Origin of the sequence: Amycolatopsis tolypomycina, assembly GCF_900105945.1 — a bacterium.
GTDB lineage: Bacteria > Actinomycetota > Actinomycetes > Mycobacteriales > Pseudonocardiaceae > Amycolatopsis > Amycolatopsis tolypomycina.
The window spans coordinates 3,004,054-3,017,051 of record NZ_FNSO01000004.1 but is presented as its reverse complement, the minus strand read 5'-3'; the positions used below and the strand labels follow the sequence as shown (position 1 = coordinate 3,017,051).

Annotated in this window: 13 protein-coding genes and 2 pseudogenes; 8 read left to right on the top strand and 7 right to left on the bottom strand. The window is 73.0% G+C overall.

The window, feature by feature from the left end; all coding sequences use genetic code 11:
* Nucleotides 1-59: 59 nt before the first annotated feature.
* The 3 genes from BLW76_RS23875 to BLW76_RS23865 all read left to right on the top strand — a co-directional run bounded on the left by BLW76_RS23875 (nucleotide 60) and on the right by BLW76_RS23865 (nucleotide 1,953).
* Nucleotides 60-1,325, top strand: coding sequence for a cation:proton antiporter domain-containing protein (locus BLW76_RS23875; protein WP_091311126.1), 1,266 nt, complete (start codon nucleotides 60-62; stop codon nucleotides 1,323-1,325).
* Between the two features lie 87 nt (nucleotides 1,326-1,412).
* A complete protein-coding gene (locus tag BLW76_RS23870) occupies nucleotides 1,413-1,595 on the top strand; it encodes a CsbD family protein (protein ID WP_013226939.1) in 183 nt (60 codons plus the stop codon).
* Nucleotides 1,596-1,749: 154 nt separating this feature from the next.
* Nucleotides 1,750-1,953, top strand: coding sequence for a hypothetical protein (locus BLW76_RS23865; protein ID WP_208613364.1), 204 nt, complete (start codon nucleotides 1,750-1,752; stop codon nucleotides 1,951-1,953).
* Here the strand turns inward: BLW76_RS23865 and BLW76_RS23860 are convergent.
* A complete protein-coding gene (locus BLW76_RS23860) occupies nucleotides 1,944-2,717 on the bottom strand; it encodes an SDR family NAD(P)-dependent oxidoreductase (protein ID WP_091311124.1) in 774 nt (257 codons plus the stop codon). The genes BLW76_RS23865 and BLW76_RS23860 overlap by 10 nt on opposite strands.
* A 125-nt stretch (nucleotides 2,718-2,842) precedes the next feature.
* Here BLW76_RS23860 and BLW76_RS23855 point away from each other — a divergent pair.
* The 4 genes and pseudogenes from BLW76_RS23855 to BLW76_RS23840 form a co-directional block, all read left to right on the top strand.
* A pseudogene (locus tag BLW76_RS23855) lies at nucleotides 2,843-3,664 on the top strand (helix-turn-helix transcriptional regulator); the annotation flags it as partial.
* Between the two features lie 63 nt (nucleotides 3,665-3,727).
* Nucleotides 3,728-3,940: a DUF2795 domain-containing protein gene (locus BLW76_RS49805; protein WP_091319774.1), complete on the top strand. Its 213-nt coding sequence runs from the start codon at nucleotides 3,728-3,730 to the stop codon at nucleotides 3,938-3,940.
* Nucleotides 3,941-4,002: 62 nt separating this feature from the next.
* A pseudogene (locus BLW76_RS23845) lies at nucleotides 4,003-4,895 on the top strand (IS982 family transposase).
* An 82-nt stretch (nucleotides 4,896-4,977) separates the two neighbouring features.
* On the top strand, nucleotides 4,978-5,544 hold the full coding sequence (locus BLW76_RS23840; RefSeq protein ID WP_091311122.1) for a cysteine hydrolase family protein: 567 nt from the start codon (nucleotides 4,978-4,980) through the stop codon (nucleotides 5,542-5,544).
* A 454-nt stretch (nucleotides 5,545-5,998) separates the two neighbouring features.
* On the opposite strand, the gene BLW76_RS23835 is transcribed toward BLW76_RS23840, so the two are convergent.
* Both BLW76_RS23835 and BLW76_RS23830 read right to left on the bottom strand, forming a co-directional pair.
* On the bottom strand, nucleotides 5,999-6,901 hold the full coding sequence (locus BLW76_RS23835; RefSeq protein WP_091311120.1) for a serine hydrolase: 903 nt from the start codon (nucleotides 6,899-6,901) through the stop codon (nucleotides 5,999-6,001).
* Between the two features lie 148 nt (nucleotides 6,902-7,049).
* Nucleotides 7,050-7,910, bottom strand: coding sequence for a LysR family transcriptional regulator (locus tag BLW76_RS23830; protein WP_091319772.1), 861 nt, complete (start codon nucleotides 7,908-7,910; stop codon nucleotides 7,050-7,052).
* A gap of 109 nt (nucleotides 7,911-8,019) precedes the next feature.
* On the opposite strand from BLW76_RS23830, the gene bla reads away from it, so the two are divergent.
* Nucleotides 8,020-8,919, top strand: a complete 900-nt coding sequence (bla, locus tag BLW76_RS23825; RefSeq protein WP_091311118.1) for a class A beta-lactamase — start codon at nucleotides 8,020-8,022, stop codon at nucleotides 8,917-8,919.
* Here the strand turns inward: bla and BLW76_RS23820 are convergent.
* Genes BLW76_RS23820 through BLW76_RS23805 form a run of 4 tightly spaced genes read right to left on the bottom strand, consistent with a single transcriptional unit; the run spans nucleotide 8,916 to nucleotide 12,956 of the window.
* Nucleotides 8,916-9,530 (bottom strand): NAD(P)H-dependent oxidoreductase, encoded by a 615-nt coding sequence (locus tag BLW76_RS23820; RefSeq protein ID WP_091311116.1) that lies wholly within the window; start codon nucleotides 9,528-9,530, stop codon nucleotides 8,916-8,918. The genes bla and BLW76_RS23820 overlap by 4 nt on opposite strands.
* Nucleotides 9,527-10,453 carry a TauD/TfdA family dioxygenase gene (locus BLW76_RS23815; RefSeq protein ID WP_091311114.1) on the bottom strand — a complete coding sequence of 309 codons (927 nt, stop codon included), beginning with the start codon at nucleotides 10,451-10,453 and terminating at the stop codon, nucleotides 9,527-9,529. The genes BLW76_RS23820 and BLW76_RS23815 overlap by 4 nt, the downstream gene beginning before the upstream one ends.
* A complete protein-coding gene (locus BLW76_RS23810) occupies nucleotides 10,450-11,712 on the bottom strand; it encodes an ATP-grasp domain-containing protein (protein WP_091311112.1) in 1,263 nt (420 codons plus the stop codon). Before BLW76_RS23810 ends, BLW76_RS23815 begins: the two co-directional genes overlap by 4 nt.
* Nucleotides 11,709-12,956, bottom strand: a complete 1,248-nt coding sequence (locus tag BLW76_RS23805; RefSeq protein ID WP_091311110.1) for an ATP-grasp domain-containing protein — start codon at nucleotides 12,954-12,956, stop codon at nucleotides 11,709-11,711. The genes BLW76_RS23810 and BLW76_RS23805 overlap by 4 nt, the downstream gene beginning before the upstream one ends.
* Nucleotides 12,957-12,998: the final 42 nt, after the last annotated feature.

Genomic DNA, 12,998 nt, shown 5'->3' with positions numbered 1-12,998 from the left:
GCTTCCGGGGTGGCGGGCCGGTCGCGGTGCGTCCCGGACGAGCGCGCAGGAGGAAATCGTTGTCGTCGTTGACCATCTTGTTCGGGGTGGCCGGCCTGCTGGCGCTCGCCGCGGCGATCGTGCCGAAGCTGGTGGCCGACCGGCCGTTCTCGGTGCCGCTGGTGATGCTCCTCGCCGGCATCGTGCTCGGGCTGCTGCCGCTGCCCGCCCCCTACGGCAACGGCTGGAGCGACCCGGCCGCCCACCTGCACGGCGTGGAATCCTTCGCCCAGCTGGGCATTCTCGTGGCGCTCGCCGGAGCGGGCCTGTCCGTCGACCGCAAGTTCGGCCTGAAGCGCTGGGGCTCGACCTGGCGGCTGCTCGCCATCACGATGCCGGTGTCGATCCTGGCGATCGCCCTGCTCGGCCACTGGTGGCTCGCGCTCGCCCCCGGCGTCGCGCTGCTGCTGGCCGCGGCGCTGGCGCCGACGGACCCGGTGCTGGCGGGCGACATCGGCGTCCCGCACCCCGACGTCGAACCGGAACTGGCCAGGAACAACGAAATCCGCTTCACGCTGACGACGGAAGCCGGGCTCAACGACGGCCTCACCATGCCGTTCGTCATCCTCGGCCTGGCACTGGCCGGCGGGCAGCCGCGGCTGGACCTGTCGTGGGTGCTGGCAGACCTGCTGCTGCCGCTGGCCGTCGGCGTCGTGGCCGGCCTGCTCACCGGGCGGCTGCTCGGCTGGGCGATCTTCCGGGCGCCGTCGGACCGGCTGCGGCTGGCCGAGTACGCCGACGGCCTGGTCCTGCTCGCGCTGGCGTTCGTGCCGTACGCGCTCGCGGAAGCCACCCACGGCAACGGGTTCGTCGCCGTGTTCGTCGCGGCGGTCGCGGTGCGCACCCAGGAGCGCGAGCACGAGTACCACGGCGTCCTGCACGCGTTCGGCCACCAGCTGGAACGGCTGTTCGTCCCGCTCGCCCTGCTCGGACTGGGCCTGGCGATCGGCGACGGCCTGCTGCGCGGGCTGCGGCCCCTCGAGGTGCTGCTCGCCGTCATCGCCGTGCTGGTGGTCCGGCCGGTGGTCGGGTGGCTGTCCCTGCTGGGCGCGCCGTCACCGGGACGGCGGGCCACGGCGGCGATCGCGTTCTTCGGCGTGCGCGGCATCGGCACGATCTTCTACCTCGCCTACGCGCTCACCCGGCTCCCGGTGCCGCAGCAGGACGTGCTGTGGCGGGTCGGCGCGATCGCCATCGCGGTGTCGGTCGTCGTGCACGGCGTCCTCGCGGAGCCCGCGATCCAGCGGATCGAGCGGCGGGGCGGGCACCTGCCTGCCGATGTGTAGCTTCCGAACCAGTGGGTAACCCGAAGTCAAGGCCCTTTTGGCGACTGGCCGATCCGGAAATGTCGCCGCGACGGAAGGTGCACCCTGATGAACGACAAGCTGGAAAACAAGGGCGAAGAGCTCAAGGGCCGGGCCAAGGAAGCCGTCGGCGACGCCACCGACAACGAGCAGTGGCAGGCCGAGGGCAAGTCCGAGCAGGCCAAGGGCTCGCTCAAGCAGGCCGGCGAGAAGATCAAGGACGCCGTGAAGGGCGTCACGGACAAGAAGTGACCCGTTCTCCGCTGCCGCGCCCCGGACGCCGGGGTGCGGCAGCGGGCTCATGTCTGGGGCTGCCGGTGTTCGAGGGCTTCACGCTGGACCGCGTCGAGTCGCGCGGGAGTGGTACCACTGGTTCTTCTTCGCCCTGCCGGAAAAACCCGAGCGGGTGATCACCGCCGGCCCCGACGCCTGGTACGACGTCGGCACGCGGAATACCCCCGACCGGCTCGGGGCAGGCAACTTCGCCGACTTCCACCGCGCGATCCACGACCCGGCCACGGTCACCGCGATGCTCGAGGACTACCGCGCGCGCCTGGGCGTCGACCTCGCCGCCGCGCCGGGCGCGTTCTTCGGCGGCCTTCAGCGGTAGCGGGAGGCGAGTTCCGGCCGCTGCCCGCCGAAGGCGGCGAGGTCCGCCCGGAACACGGCGTCGAGCAGGCCGGCGTCCTCGACACCGGGCGCCGTCACCACTTCCCCGAGTTCGAAGCCGCGCAGGGACGCGGTGACGACGTCGGCGGCGGACATCCGCGGCACCGCGCTCAGGTCGAGGCCCTGCCGCTCGTGGAACTCGGTCGCGACCACCCCCGGGCAGAGGACCTGCACCTGCACGCCGGTGCCCGCCAGCTCGGCGTGCAGCGTCTGGGAGAGGGCGACGAGGTAGGCCAGGGAGCCGGCGTAGACGGCCCGGCGCGGCAGCACCGAGGAGTCGGCGGGGCCGCTGAACGCGATCATCCCGGCCACGGTGACGATCTTCCCCACGCCGCGGTCCTGCATGCCCGCGACGGCGGCGCGGGTGAGCATGGTGGGCGCGGCGACCTTGACGTGCACGAGTTCGTGAGCCTTGCCGGCGGACAGCTGGGCCAGTGGCATGTAGTGGGCGACGCCGGCGTTGTTGACGAGCATGGTCAGCGGCTCGGCGGCGCACAGTGCGGCGACGGTGCCGACGCCGTCGTCGGTGGCCAGGTCGGCGGCCACCGTGCGGACGTCGATGTCGGGGTGGGCGGCGGCGAACTCGGCGAGGCGGTCTTCGCGGCGGCCGGTGACGATCAGGTCGTAGCCGTCGGCGGCGAGGCGCTCGGCGAAGGCCCGGCCGATGCCGGAGGTGGCGCCGGTGACGAGGGCGAGCTGGTTCATGGTTGCGCTCCTTCGGGGAATCCGCCACCACGATCGGCTTGCCCGGCGGGGCCGGGAAGTGGCCGGGTTTTCCTGGGACCGGCGGTACCAGGACAACCCGCTGTCCGGCTTGCACAATCGACGGCATGGCGAACACCGGACTCGGCACGGCCCTGCGCCACTGGCGCGACCGCGTCACGCCCCAGGCCGCGGGCCTGCCCGCGGGCGGCCGCCGCCGCGCGGCCGGGCTGCGCCGCGAGGAACTCGCCCAGCTGGCCGGGATCTCCGCCGACTACGTCATCCGGCTCGAACAGGGCCGCGCGACGACCCCGTCGGCCCAGGTCGTCGAGGCGCTGGCCCGTGCCCTGCGCCTCACCGGCGACGAGCGGACGCACCTGTTCCGCCTGGCCGGCCTCGCTCCCCCGGGCCCCGGCACGGTCCCGCGGCACATCACCCCCGGCGTCCACCGCATGCTCGACCGGCTCGCCGGGACGCCGGTCGCCGTGTTCGACGCGGCCTGGCACCAGCTGCTGGCGAATCCGCTGTACACGGCGCTCATGGGCGAGTGGCACGGCGAGGACCTCAACGGCGTCCGGCGCACCTTCCTGAACCCGAACACCCGGGTGCGCGACACGCCGGAGTCCCGGGCTGCGCTGCAGTCGGCGCTGGTCGCCGACCTGCGGTGGACCGCCGGCCGCTACCCCGACGACCGGGACCTCCGGTCGCTCGTCGCGGAGCTCCGGCGCCGCAGCCCGCGGTTCGCCGGCCTGTGGGAGTCGGGGGCCGTCGGCCACCACGAGGCGGCCCGCAAGACCATCGACCACCCGGACGTCGGCGCGCTGACCCTGGACTGCGACGTCCTGAGCGTCGCGGGCAGCGACCTGCGCCTGATGGTGTACTCGGCCGAGCCCGGCACCGAAGACGCCGACCGGCTGGCGCTCCTGGGCGTCGTCGGGACGCAGTCGCTGGTGGACGTTTCCTTCGCGGCGGCCCCGGGTACGCGGGTGGGGAGAACGATCAGGAGGTGTGCGATGCCCGCGCCGGACCGGACCAGCCTCGAGCAGCACCTGTCCGAGACCGAGTACCCCTGCGGCCGCGAGGAGCTCCTGCGCCGAGCCGCGGCAGCCGGCGGCGGCGACTCGGTGCTGGGCTCGCTCGGCGGCCTGCCGGACACCGACCGCTATGACAACTTCGATGCGGTGTGGGAAGCGGTGAACGCCAAGCACATCGGCGGGGCGCCCTAGACGAGTAATGCGTAAGTCCGGGCGGTGACCGGAGACGGACGAAGGGTGTCCAAGATCCGTTTGTGACGACAGACCTGAACACCCTTCTCACCGCACTCTACGTCAAGATCGACGACCACCTCGCAGGCCGGCGCCGAACGGGCAGACCACCGAAGCTGACCGACGCAGAACTGGTGACCCTGGCCGTGGCCCAGGCACTGCTGGGATTCACCTCCGAGGCCCGCTGGCTGCGGTTCCTGCCCGCCCGGATGCCCGACGCGTTCCGCTACCTACCCGGCCAATCCGGCTACAACCGCCGCCTGCGTGCCGCGTTACCGCTGATCAAGCACGTGATGCGCTGGCTGGCGGCGGACACGGACTTGTGGACCGACACCACCTGGATCGTCGACTCCACCCCGGTCGAGTGCGGCCGATCCCGGCCGACGGTCCAGCGTTCGGAGCTGGCCGGGTGGGCCAAGTACGGCTTCTGCCGCTCACACTCGCGCTGGTTCTGGGGACTGCGGCTGCATCTGGTCTGCACCCCGGCCGGACTCCCGGTCGCCTGGGCCCTGGCCGACCCGAAGGTCGACGAGCGGCAGGTGCTCATGGCCATCTGCGACCACGAACCCCACCTGCTCACCGAGCGTCCCGGCCTGCTGATCATCGCCGACAAGGGCTACGTCTCCCGCGAGCTCGACCACTACCTCACCGAACGCGGGATCCGGCTGATCCGCCCGTCCTACCGCAACGCAAGCCCCACCCCGGCGAACCGCTGCTGAAGTCCATCCGCCAGCTCATCGAGTCGGTCAACGACACCCTCAAAGGCCAGCTCAACCTCGAACAGCACGGCGGCCGCACCATCGAAGGCGTCGGAGTCCGCATCGCCCAACGCCTCCTCGCCCTCACCGCCGCCATCTGGCACAACCGCGCCACCGGCCAACCCGTCACCCGATCACTGACCGCCTACGACCACTGACCAAGTTACGCATTACTCGTCTAGGCGAGCCGCTCCGGCGCCACTTCCGGAAATTGTCGGTGCCGGTGGTTATGGTGACGCCATGACCACACTGACCGACCGTCCGCACACCGCGCTGCTCGTCGTCGACGTGCAGAACGGCGTGATGGAGACGGCGCACGAACGCGCATCCGTCCTGGCCAACCTGGTGACCCTGGTGGACAAAGCCCGCGCGGCGGGCACCGAGGTGGTCTGGGTCCAGCACAGCAGCGACGAGCTGCCCCACGGCAGCCAGACCTGGGAGTACGTGCCGGAGCTGGTGCGCCGCGAGGCGGAACCGGTGGTGCACAAGAGGTACGGGGACTCGTTCGAGGAGACGGATCTCGAGGAGGTCCTGGCGAGCCGCGGGATCGGATCCCTGGTGGTGGCCGGAGCGCAGACGGACGCGTGCATCCGGTCGACACTGCACGGAGCGCTGGTTCGGGGGTACGACGCAACACTGGTGTCCGACGCGCACACGACGGAGGACCTGTCGGCGTATGGAGCACCACCACCGGCGCATGTGATCGCCCACACGAATTTGTATTGGAAGTACCAGACGGCACCGGGCCGGACGGCAGGGACCGTGGAGACGGCGGAGGTGGAGTTCGGGGTGACTGCGCCGGCTTGAGGCTGAGGTGGGTTCGGCGTGGGGGTTGGGTTGTGGGTGGGGTGGGTCCATTCGGGACTCGCGCGAGCTGCTCGGCTGCACCCGCGCCCGAACCGCAGCCGCCGCGCCCTCCGGCGGCTGCCCCAACCGCCCGCCCCCACCACCGGCGGCGCCCACCGCACGCGTGCGGTCCACTCGCGACCGCGCGAGCCACCCGCGCGCCTGCCCCAAGCCGCGCGCTCCCCGCGGCTGCCCCGGCCCAAGCACTACCGCCGGCGGCGCCCCCGGACGCGTGCGGTCCACCCGCGACCGCGCGAGCCACCCGCGCGCCCGACCCAAGCCGCGCGCTCCCCGCGGCTGCCCCGGCCCAAGCACTACCGCCGGCGGCGCCCCCGGACGCGTGCGGTCCACCCGCGACCGCGCGAGCCACCCCGCGCACCCGACCCAAGCCGCGCGCTCCGGCCGCCGCCGTGCCTCAGCCTCCGCGCAGGTGGTCGCGCAACGCCCGGGCCACCCGGGCCATCCGGACCTCCGCCTCCGGCTGCAGGACCGCCGGGACGCGGGACTCCGTCAGCGCCACCACGGCGAACACTCCGCCGTCCGCGTGCTCGACCACGCCCGCCTCGTGTCGGAGGTTCAGCAGTGTTCCCGTTTTCGATGACCAGCGGGCCGCGTCGGAGGCGAAGTCGGGTGTGAGGCGGTGGCGGATCACGTTGTTCGCCATCAGCTCCCGCACGCCCGCGGCCACCGAGGCCTCGACCTTCGACGGTGTCCACAACGCCTGCAACAGCTCGATCAGCGCCCGCGCCGAGGCGGCGTTCGCGCGCGTGACGTCCAGCTGCCGCAGGCGGTGACCCTGGCCGGCCGTCGCCGCGCCGATGGCCAGGGCGTGGGCCAAGTCCACCTCGGCCGCGTCGAAGCGCTCGGCCGGCGTCTCGACGAGGTCCTGCATGACGTGCCGCACCGCGATCCCGCCCAGGCCCCACTCCCCCAGCATCCGCGTGACTTCGGACGGCGGTGTCAACCCGAACAGCACGTCGGCGGCTGTTCCATCGCTCAGCGACGTGCTCAGGTACAGCAAGTCCGCGACGGCGACGCTCGCCGGGTGGCGGAAGCGCGTGAGCCCGATCGGGCCGGGGGTGGTGACGCCGCCCGGGGCGACCTCCAGGCGGGTAGCCGCGTCGAGCTCGCCGCGGCGGATGCGCTCCAGGGTGGCCGCCGCCAGGGGGACCTTGACCAGGGATGCCATCGGGTACTCGCGGTCCGGGTCGATCCCGATCTCGGCGCCCGTGCGCAGGTCGCGGACCAGGAACGAGCCGCGCAGGCCGGCATCGTCCAGCTCCGCGCGCAGGTCGCGAACCAGCCCTTCGGCGGTCATCGAACGACCACCGACGCCCCGGCCCGCCCATCGCCCACCGGACGGCGCCCGGAACCGCCCCCGGCCACCGGACAACGCGCAACACCGACCACAGCCAAGGCACCGCCCCCACCACCAGCCGGCAGCCGCCACCACACCCCCGCCGCCGTCACCGCTCCACCCCGAGGCAGCGGCCCACAGCCTCGCCCCACGCCGAGCACAGCCGGTCCGCGTCCTCGGGCAACGGCGCCGATACACCGTAGCCGCGGGCCACCTGCAGCTCGCCGATCGGGCGCCACGGCAGGCCCAGCTCCTCCGCCTGCGCGAGCGAACACAACAACAGGTCGCCCGCCAGCACCTCCGCCACCGCCGAGGTCAGTGACTCCGCCACCGCCACCTGGGCCGGTGACAGGCCCACCGCGTCGCGGACCCGCAGCACGCGGTCGCGGACGTGCGGAACGTCGTCCTCCGGCTGGATCCACACCCGCCGTCTCGGGGTTGCGGAGCGGCCCGGGCGCAACGTCTCCAGGTACACCACCCGGCCCAGCTCCGTCCCGGCCACACCCAGCGGTACCGACCACACACCCTCCTCCGACGGGACCGCCGTGAGCGCCGCACGGACCTCGCCCGTGCGGACCAGCGAGGCCCGCTCCGCCGGCTCTGCCGCGCGGAACTCCAGGCGGACCGACCGCTCCCGGGCGGAGGCCGCCAGCGCGGCGAGGTCGCGGACGCCGCAGGTCGCCGGGACCGCCACCCGTACCGGGCGCAGCCGGGCCCGGCGGGCGTCGTGCTCCATTGCGTCGGCCAGCTGCACCAGCCTGCGGGCCGACGGGAGCACGTCCCGGCCGAACGGGGTGAGCCGGGCCCGGCGGGTCGTGCGGTCGAACAGGCGCTCCCCGACGTGCCGCTCGAGCGCCGCGATGCGCCGGCTCGCGACCGGCTGCGGGATGCGTGCCAGCGCCGCCCCCGCCGTGAAACTGCCCGTCTCGCTCACGCTCACGAACGCCCTGCAACCGCCGACCAGGTCCACCACCTCAGCTTATGCCAGATCCGCATCGAACCGGCCGGTTCCGTCTTGGACAGCATGAACGAGTCTCGCGAGACTGCGGAGGACGATCAAGAAACCGAAAGGGACTCCCGTGCCGTACCCCCGAGCCCGGTGGGCCGCGCTCGCCGCGCTGCTCCTCGTTCCGTTGACCGGTTGCGCGGCGGAGGCGCCGAAACCGGCCCCGACGACGACAAAGACAGCACCAGTAACAGCACCGGACTTCGCCCCGCTCGAACGCAGCTTCGACGCCCGCCTCGGCGTGTACGCGCTCGACACCGGCTCCGGCCGCGAGATCGCCCACCGCGCCGACGAACGCTTCGGGTACGCCTCGGCGCACAAGGCGTTATCCGCCGCGGCCGTCCTCCAGCGCACCAGCCTCGACGGGCTCGCGAAACACCTCACCTACACCCGCGCCGACCTGCGGGCGAACTCGCCCGTCACCGAAAAGCGCGTCGCCACCGGGATCTCGCTGCGCGACGCGATCGACGCGGCCCTGCGCTACAGCGACAACACGGCCGCGAACCTGCTGTTCCGGGAGCTCGGCGGGCCGCCGGGACTCGCCGCCGCGCTGCGCGGGATCGGCGACACCACCACCCACGTCGACCGGATCGAACCCGAGCTCAACGACCTCGCGCCCGGCGACGTCCGCGACACGAGCACCCCGCGCGCGATGGCCGGCACCCTGCGCACCTTCGCCCTCGGCGACGCGCTGCCGCCGGAGAAGCGGACCGTCTACACGGACATGATGCGCGCCAACCAGACCGGCGCGACCGTGATCCGGGCGGGCACGCCGGCCGGCTGGGCCGTCGCCGACAAGACCGGCACCGGCGAATACGCCATGCGCAACGACATCGCGGTCGTCTGGCCGCCGGGGCGGGCCCCGATCGTCCTCGCGGTCATGTCCAGCCGCCAGGCCGAGGACGCCGAGCACGACGACCGGCTCATCGCGCAGGCGGCGAAACTCGTCTTCGACGCCTTCCGGAAGAACTAGCCGAAGAGCCGCTCCACCTCCGCCGAAACGTCGTCGAGCCACGCGGCCCGCTGCGCCGCGTCGGCGTCGGCCACCACCCGTAGCACCAGCCGGCCCACCTCCGGTTCCCCCAGGTAGGGCGCCAGGCAGCGCCGCCAGATCGCGTCGAGGGGGTCGCCGAACAGCGTCCGCTCGCGTTCCTCGGTCGTGTCGGAGGTGTTGACCACCAGCAGCCGCCGCAGGGACAGCAGCGACTCGGGGGCGCCGCCGGCGTCGTCGAGCCGGTAGGCCACGCCGGGGACGAGGATCCGGTCGAGCCAGCCGCCGAGGATCGCCGGCGGCTTGCCCCACCAGTTCGGGTGGATCGCGACGAGGCCGCCGGCCTCGCGCAGTTCCGCGCGGTGCCGCCGCACCAGCGGGTCCGGTTCGGCGGCGAGGAACTCCTCCGCCCGTGCCCCGCTGGTGTAGGCCTCTTCCGCGGTCAGGACCGGGTCGAACCCTTCGGCGTACAGGTCGTGGAACCGCACGGGCCTGCCCACCCGGGTCAGCGTGCCGACCACCCGCGCGGCGAGCGCGTGGTTGAAGCTGCCGGACCGCGGGTGGGCCAGCAGCACCACCACCGGTGCGGTCATCCCGTCATCGCCACCAGGATGCGCCGCTTGCCGGTGAACGGCTCGCGGCCGTGGGCCATCAGCATGTTGCTGATCACCATGATGTCGCCGGCCTGCCACGGGAACGCGTAGCTGACTTCGTCGTAGACCTCGCGGATCTTCTCGACGTCCGCGGCCGGGATCGGGCTGCCGTCGGCGAAGTAGGCGTTGCGCGGGAGGTCCTCCTCCGGATAAAGCTCCAGCAGCGCCTCGCTGACCTCCTCGCCGAGGCTGGAGACGTGGAAGAGGTTGGCCTGGTTGAACCAGACGGTGTCCCCGGTGTGCGGCTCGGCCACGAAGGACGGCCGGATGTGCCGGGTGCGCAACCCCTCCTCGGTCCATTCGAAGGTCTGCCCGTGGCTCGCGCAGTACTCCTCGACGACCGCGCGGTCCTCGGTCTGGAACGCTTCCTGCCAGGTCAGCCCGAGCCCTTCGCGGAACGCGCGGGTGTAGGTGACGCCGCCCGCGAAGCGCTCCCGCAGGTCTTCGGGCAGCAGCCGGAACATCGCCCGGCTGTCCGCGATCGGCGTCGCCCCGCCGGTTTCCGCGGCGGTGTCGCACAGGAAGAACAGCCGCGCCGGCCAGCTCGCCGAGTAGGAGTTCTCGTTGTGCATCGGGATCGACTCGGCGGGCGGGTACTCGGTCGAGGTGTAGATGTTGCCGGCTACGTTCGACCGCGGCGTCGACCGCTCGGTGTAGGTGAGCAGCGCGCCGCCGATCGTCTCGGTGACGCGGTTGAACTCCCCGAGGTCTGCGGTCAGCCCGCGCAGCAGGACCGCGCCGTGGTCGCGCAGGTGGTCCTGCAGCTGCGGCAGCTGGGCTTCCACGGCCGCGAAGTCCGCGGCCGGGAAGACGGCGATCTTGGTGTGCTCGTTGCCCTGCAGCTCCGCGAGTACGGCGGTCATGCTTCCTCCAGTTCGAAACGGACGAGTTTGGTGGCCTCGGCGTGCAGCGCGGCCAGGTCGTCGAGGTCGGCGAAGCCGGCGACGAGGACGTTGACCGCGTAGATCTCCTGGTCGTCGGAGAGCACCTGGCCGGGCGAAACGATGGTGACGACGTCGAGGACCTCGGGCAGGCCGGCGACCTCGCCGGTGCCTTCGACGCGCACCAGCCGCCCGGTGCCCTCGGCGTAGACGATCAGGTACCCGACCGGCACCGGCAGCCCGGTGCCCCGCGCGGGCGGCGGCGCACCGAGGGCGAGCGCCACGGCTTCGGCGGTGACGTCGATGCCGGTGGCGAGCTTCAGCAGCGCGGGCTGCGCGCCCCCGGCGGGCCGGCCGGCGTTGACCTCGACGACCACCGGCCCCCGCGAGACGTCGTCGATCACCTCGACGTGGGCGACGGTGTTGTCCAGGCCGAGGGCGAGCACGGCGTCGGCCGCGGCGGCCCGGATCGCCGCCGCCCGCTCCCCGGACAGCCCGAACGGCGGGCAGACCATGCCGAGCTCGAACTTCCGCTCGTCGATCAGCGGTTTGCCAACCACGGTGACGGTCTCCGCGCCGCCGTCGCGGACCAGCACGTCGACCGCGTACTCGGGCCCGTCGAGCAGGCTTTCGACGAGGAACACGCGCCGGGGGTCGAGGCCGCCAGGCAGCGGACGGTGGTAGCGCGCGTCCGCGTTCTCCGGCAGCCGGGTGGCCAGCAGCTCGTGGGCCGCGACCAGCTCGTCCACTGTGGACACGGTGCGGACCAGGGTGCTGGCGGCACCGTTGACCGGCTTGACGATCGCCGGCAGCCCGACCCGTTCGGCGATCGCCGCGGCCTCGGCCGGGTCGGCGAACAACGCGGCGCGCGGCCCCGGCAGCCCCGCTTCGGCGAGCTTCTCCCGGACCGCGAACTTGTTGTGCGCCAGCGTGAACACCGCTGCCGGGCAGCGTGCGACGCCGAGCCGCTCGGCCACCTGGGCGGTGGTCGCGATGATCCCCTCCGCCGCGGTCAGCACCGCGTCGGGTGCCCGGTCCCGGAGTGCGTCGGCGACGGCGGCCACGTCCCGGACGTCCTCGACGACGACGAACCCGTCCACGAGCGGGCCCAGCGCGGCCCGTTCGGCGTCGGCCAGGGGTTCGGTGACGAGTTCGGCCCGCCACCCGGACGCCCGGACCGCGGCCGCGAAGTCCCCGATCCACTGCCCGTGCGTCTCCCGCACGATGAACGCGGTCTTCACGCGACCTCCAGGCGGATCAGCTTGCTCGCTTCGGCGTGCAGGGCGGCGAGGTCTTCGTGGTCGGCGAAGCCGGCGACGACGAGGTTCACCGCGTACGTCTCCTGCTCGTCGGTGAGCACCTGGCCGGGCGAAACCGTCGTGACGACGTCGACGACCTCGGGCAGCGCGGCGACCTCGTCGAGCCCGCCGACGCTCCGCAAGGTGCCCGATCCGGACGCGTAGAGGATCAGCATCGCCAGCGGAATCGGCAGTTTGGCCGGTTCCCGCGCGGGCGGCGGCGCGCCCAGGGCGAGCGCGGTCAGCTCGGCGAACACGTCGATGCCGGTGCGCAGCTTGGCCAGCAGCGGCATGATCGAGCCGGCCGGGCGGCCCGCGTTGACCTCGACGATCGTCGGGCCGCGCCGCAGGTCGTCGATCACCTCGACGTGCGCGACCGTGTTGTCCAGTCCCAGCGCGAGCACCGCCGAGGAGGCCGCCGCCGTGACGAGCGCCGCCCGCTCGGCCGAGAGATCCGCCGGCGGGCAGGACAGCGCCAGCTCGAACTTGCGCTCGTCGATCAGCGGCTTGTCGAGGATCTCGACCGGTTCGACGACGCCGTCGCGGATCAGCACGTCCACCGCGTACTCGGGCCCGTCGAGGAAGCCCTCGACCAGGAAGGTCGCCGCCGGGTCGAGCGTCCCCAGCGGCCGGTGGTAGCGCGGGTCCGCCGACTCGGGCAGCCGCGCGGCCAGCAGCTCGTACGCCGCCGCAAGTTCGTCCACTGTGGACACCGTGCGGACGAGGTTGCTCCCGGCCCCGTTGACCGGTTTGACGATCGCCGGCAGCCCGACCCGCTCCGCCACCGAAGCCGCTTCGGAAGCCGAGGAGATCAGCGCGAACGCGGTCCCGCCCAGCACCTCCCGGACCGCGAACTTGTTCGCGCACACCTCGAACACCGACGCCGGGCAGCGGGCGACGCCGAGCAGTTCGGCGACCCGGGCGGTGCTCGCGATGGCCCCGTCCGAGCCGGTCAGCACGGCGGCGGGCGTCCCGTAGGCCGAGCGGATCTGCGAGGCGACGGCTTCGGCGTCGTAGACGTCGTCGACGGCGACCACTTCGTCCACCACGGCGGCGAGCGACATGCGCTCCGCCGCGTCGACCGGCGGGGCGAGCAGTACCGCGCGGTGGCCGGCCGCGTGCACCGCGGCGGCGACTTCGCCGACCCAGTGCCCGCGGGCCTCCCTGATCAGCACCACGGTGCTCATTAGGCCACCATCCCTTCTGCAGCCCGAACCGATAGGGTTGTG

Coding starts and splice junctions, on each gene's coding strand:
- BLW76_RS23870 (WP_013226939.1), top strand. CDS start 1,413: ATGAACGACAAGCTGGAAAACAAGGGCGAAGAGCTCAAGGGCCGGGCC.
- BLW76_RS23860 (WP_091311124.1), bottom strand. CDS start 2,717: ATGAACCAGCTCGCCCTCGTCACCGGCGCCACCTCCGGCATCGGCCGG.
- BLW76_RS49805 (WP_091319774.1), top strand. CDS start 3,728: ATGCCCGCGCCGGACCGGACCAGCCTCGAGCAGCACCTGTCCGAGACC.
- BLW76_RS23840 (WP_091311122.1), top strand. CDS start 4,978: ATGACCACACTGACCGACCGTCCGCACACCGCGCTGCTCGTCGTCGAC.
- BLW76_RS23835 (WP_091311120.1), bottom strand. CDS start 6,901: ATGACCGCCGAAGGGCTGGTTCGCGACCTGCGCGCGGAGCTGGACGAT.
- BLW76_RS23820 (WP_091311116.1), bottom strand. CDS start 9,530: ATGACCGCACCGGTGGTGGTGCTGCTGGCCCACCCGCGGTCCGGCAGC.
- BLW76_RS23815 (WP_091311114.1), bottom strand. CDS start 10,453: ATGACCGCCGTACTCGCGGAGCTGCAGGGCAACGAGCACACCAAGATC.
- BLW76_RS23805 (WP_091311110.1), bottom strand. CDS start 12,956: ATGAGCACCGTGGTGCTGATCAGGGAGGCCCGCGGGCACTGGGTCGGC.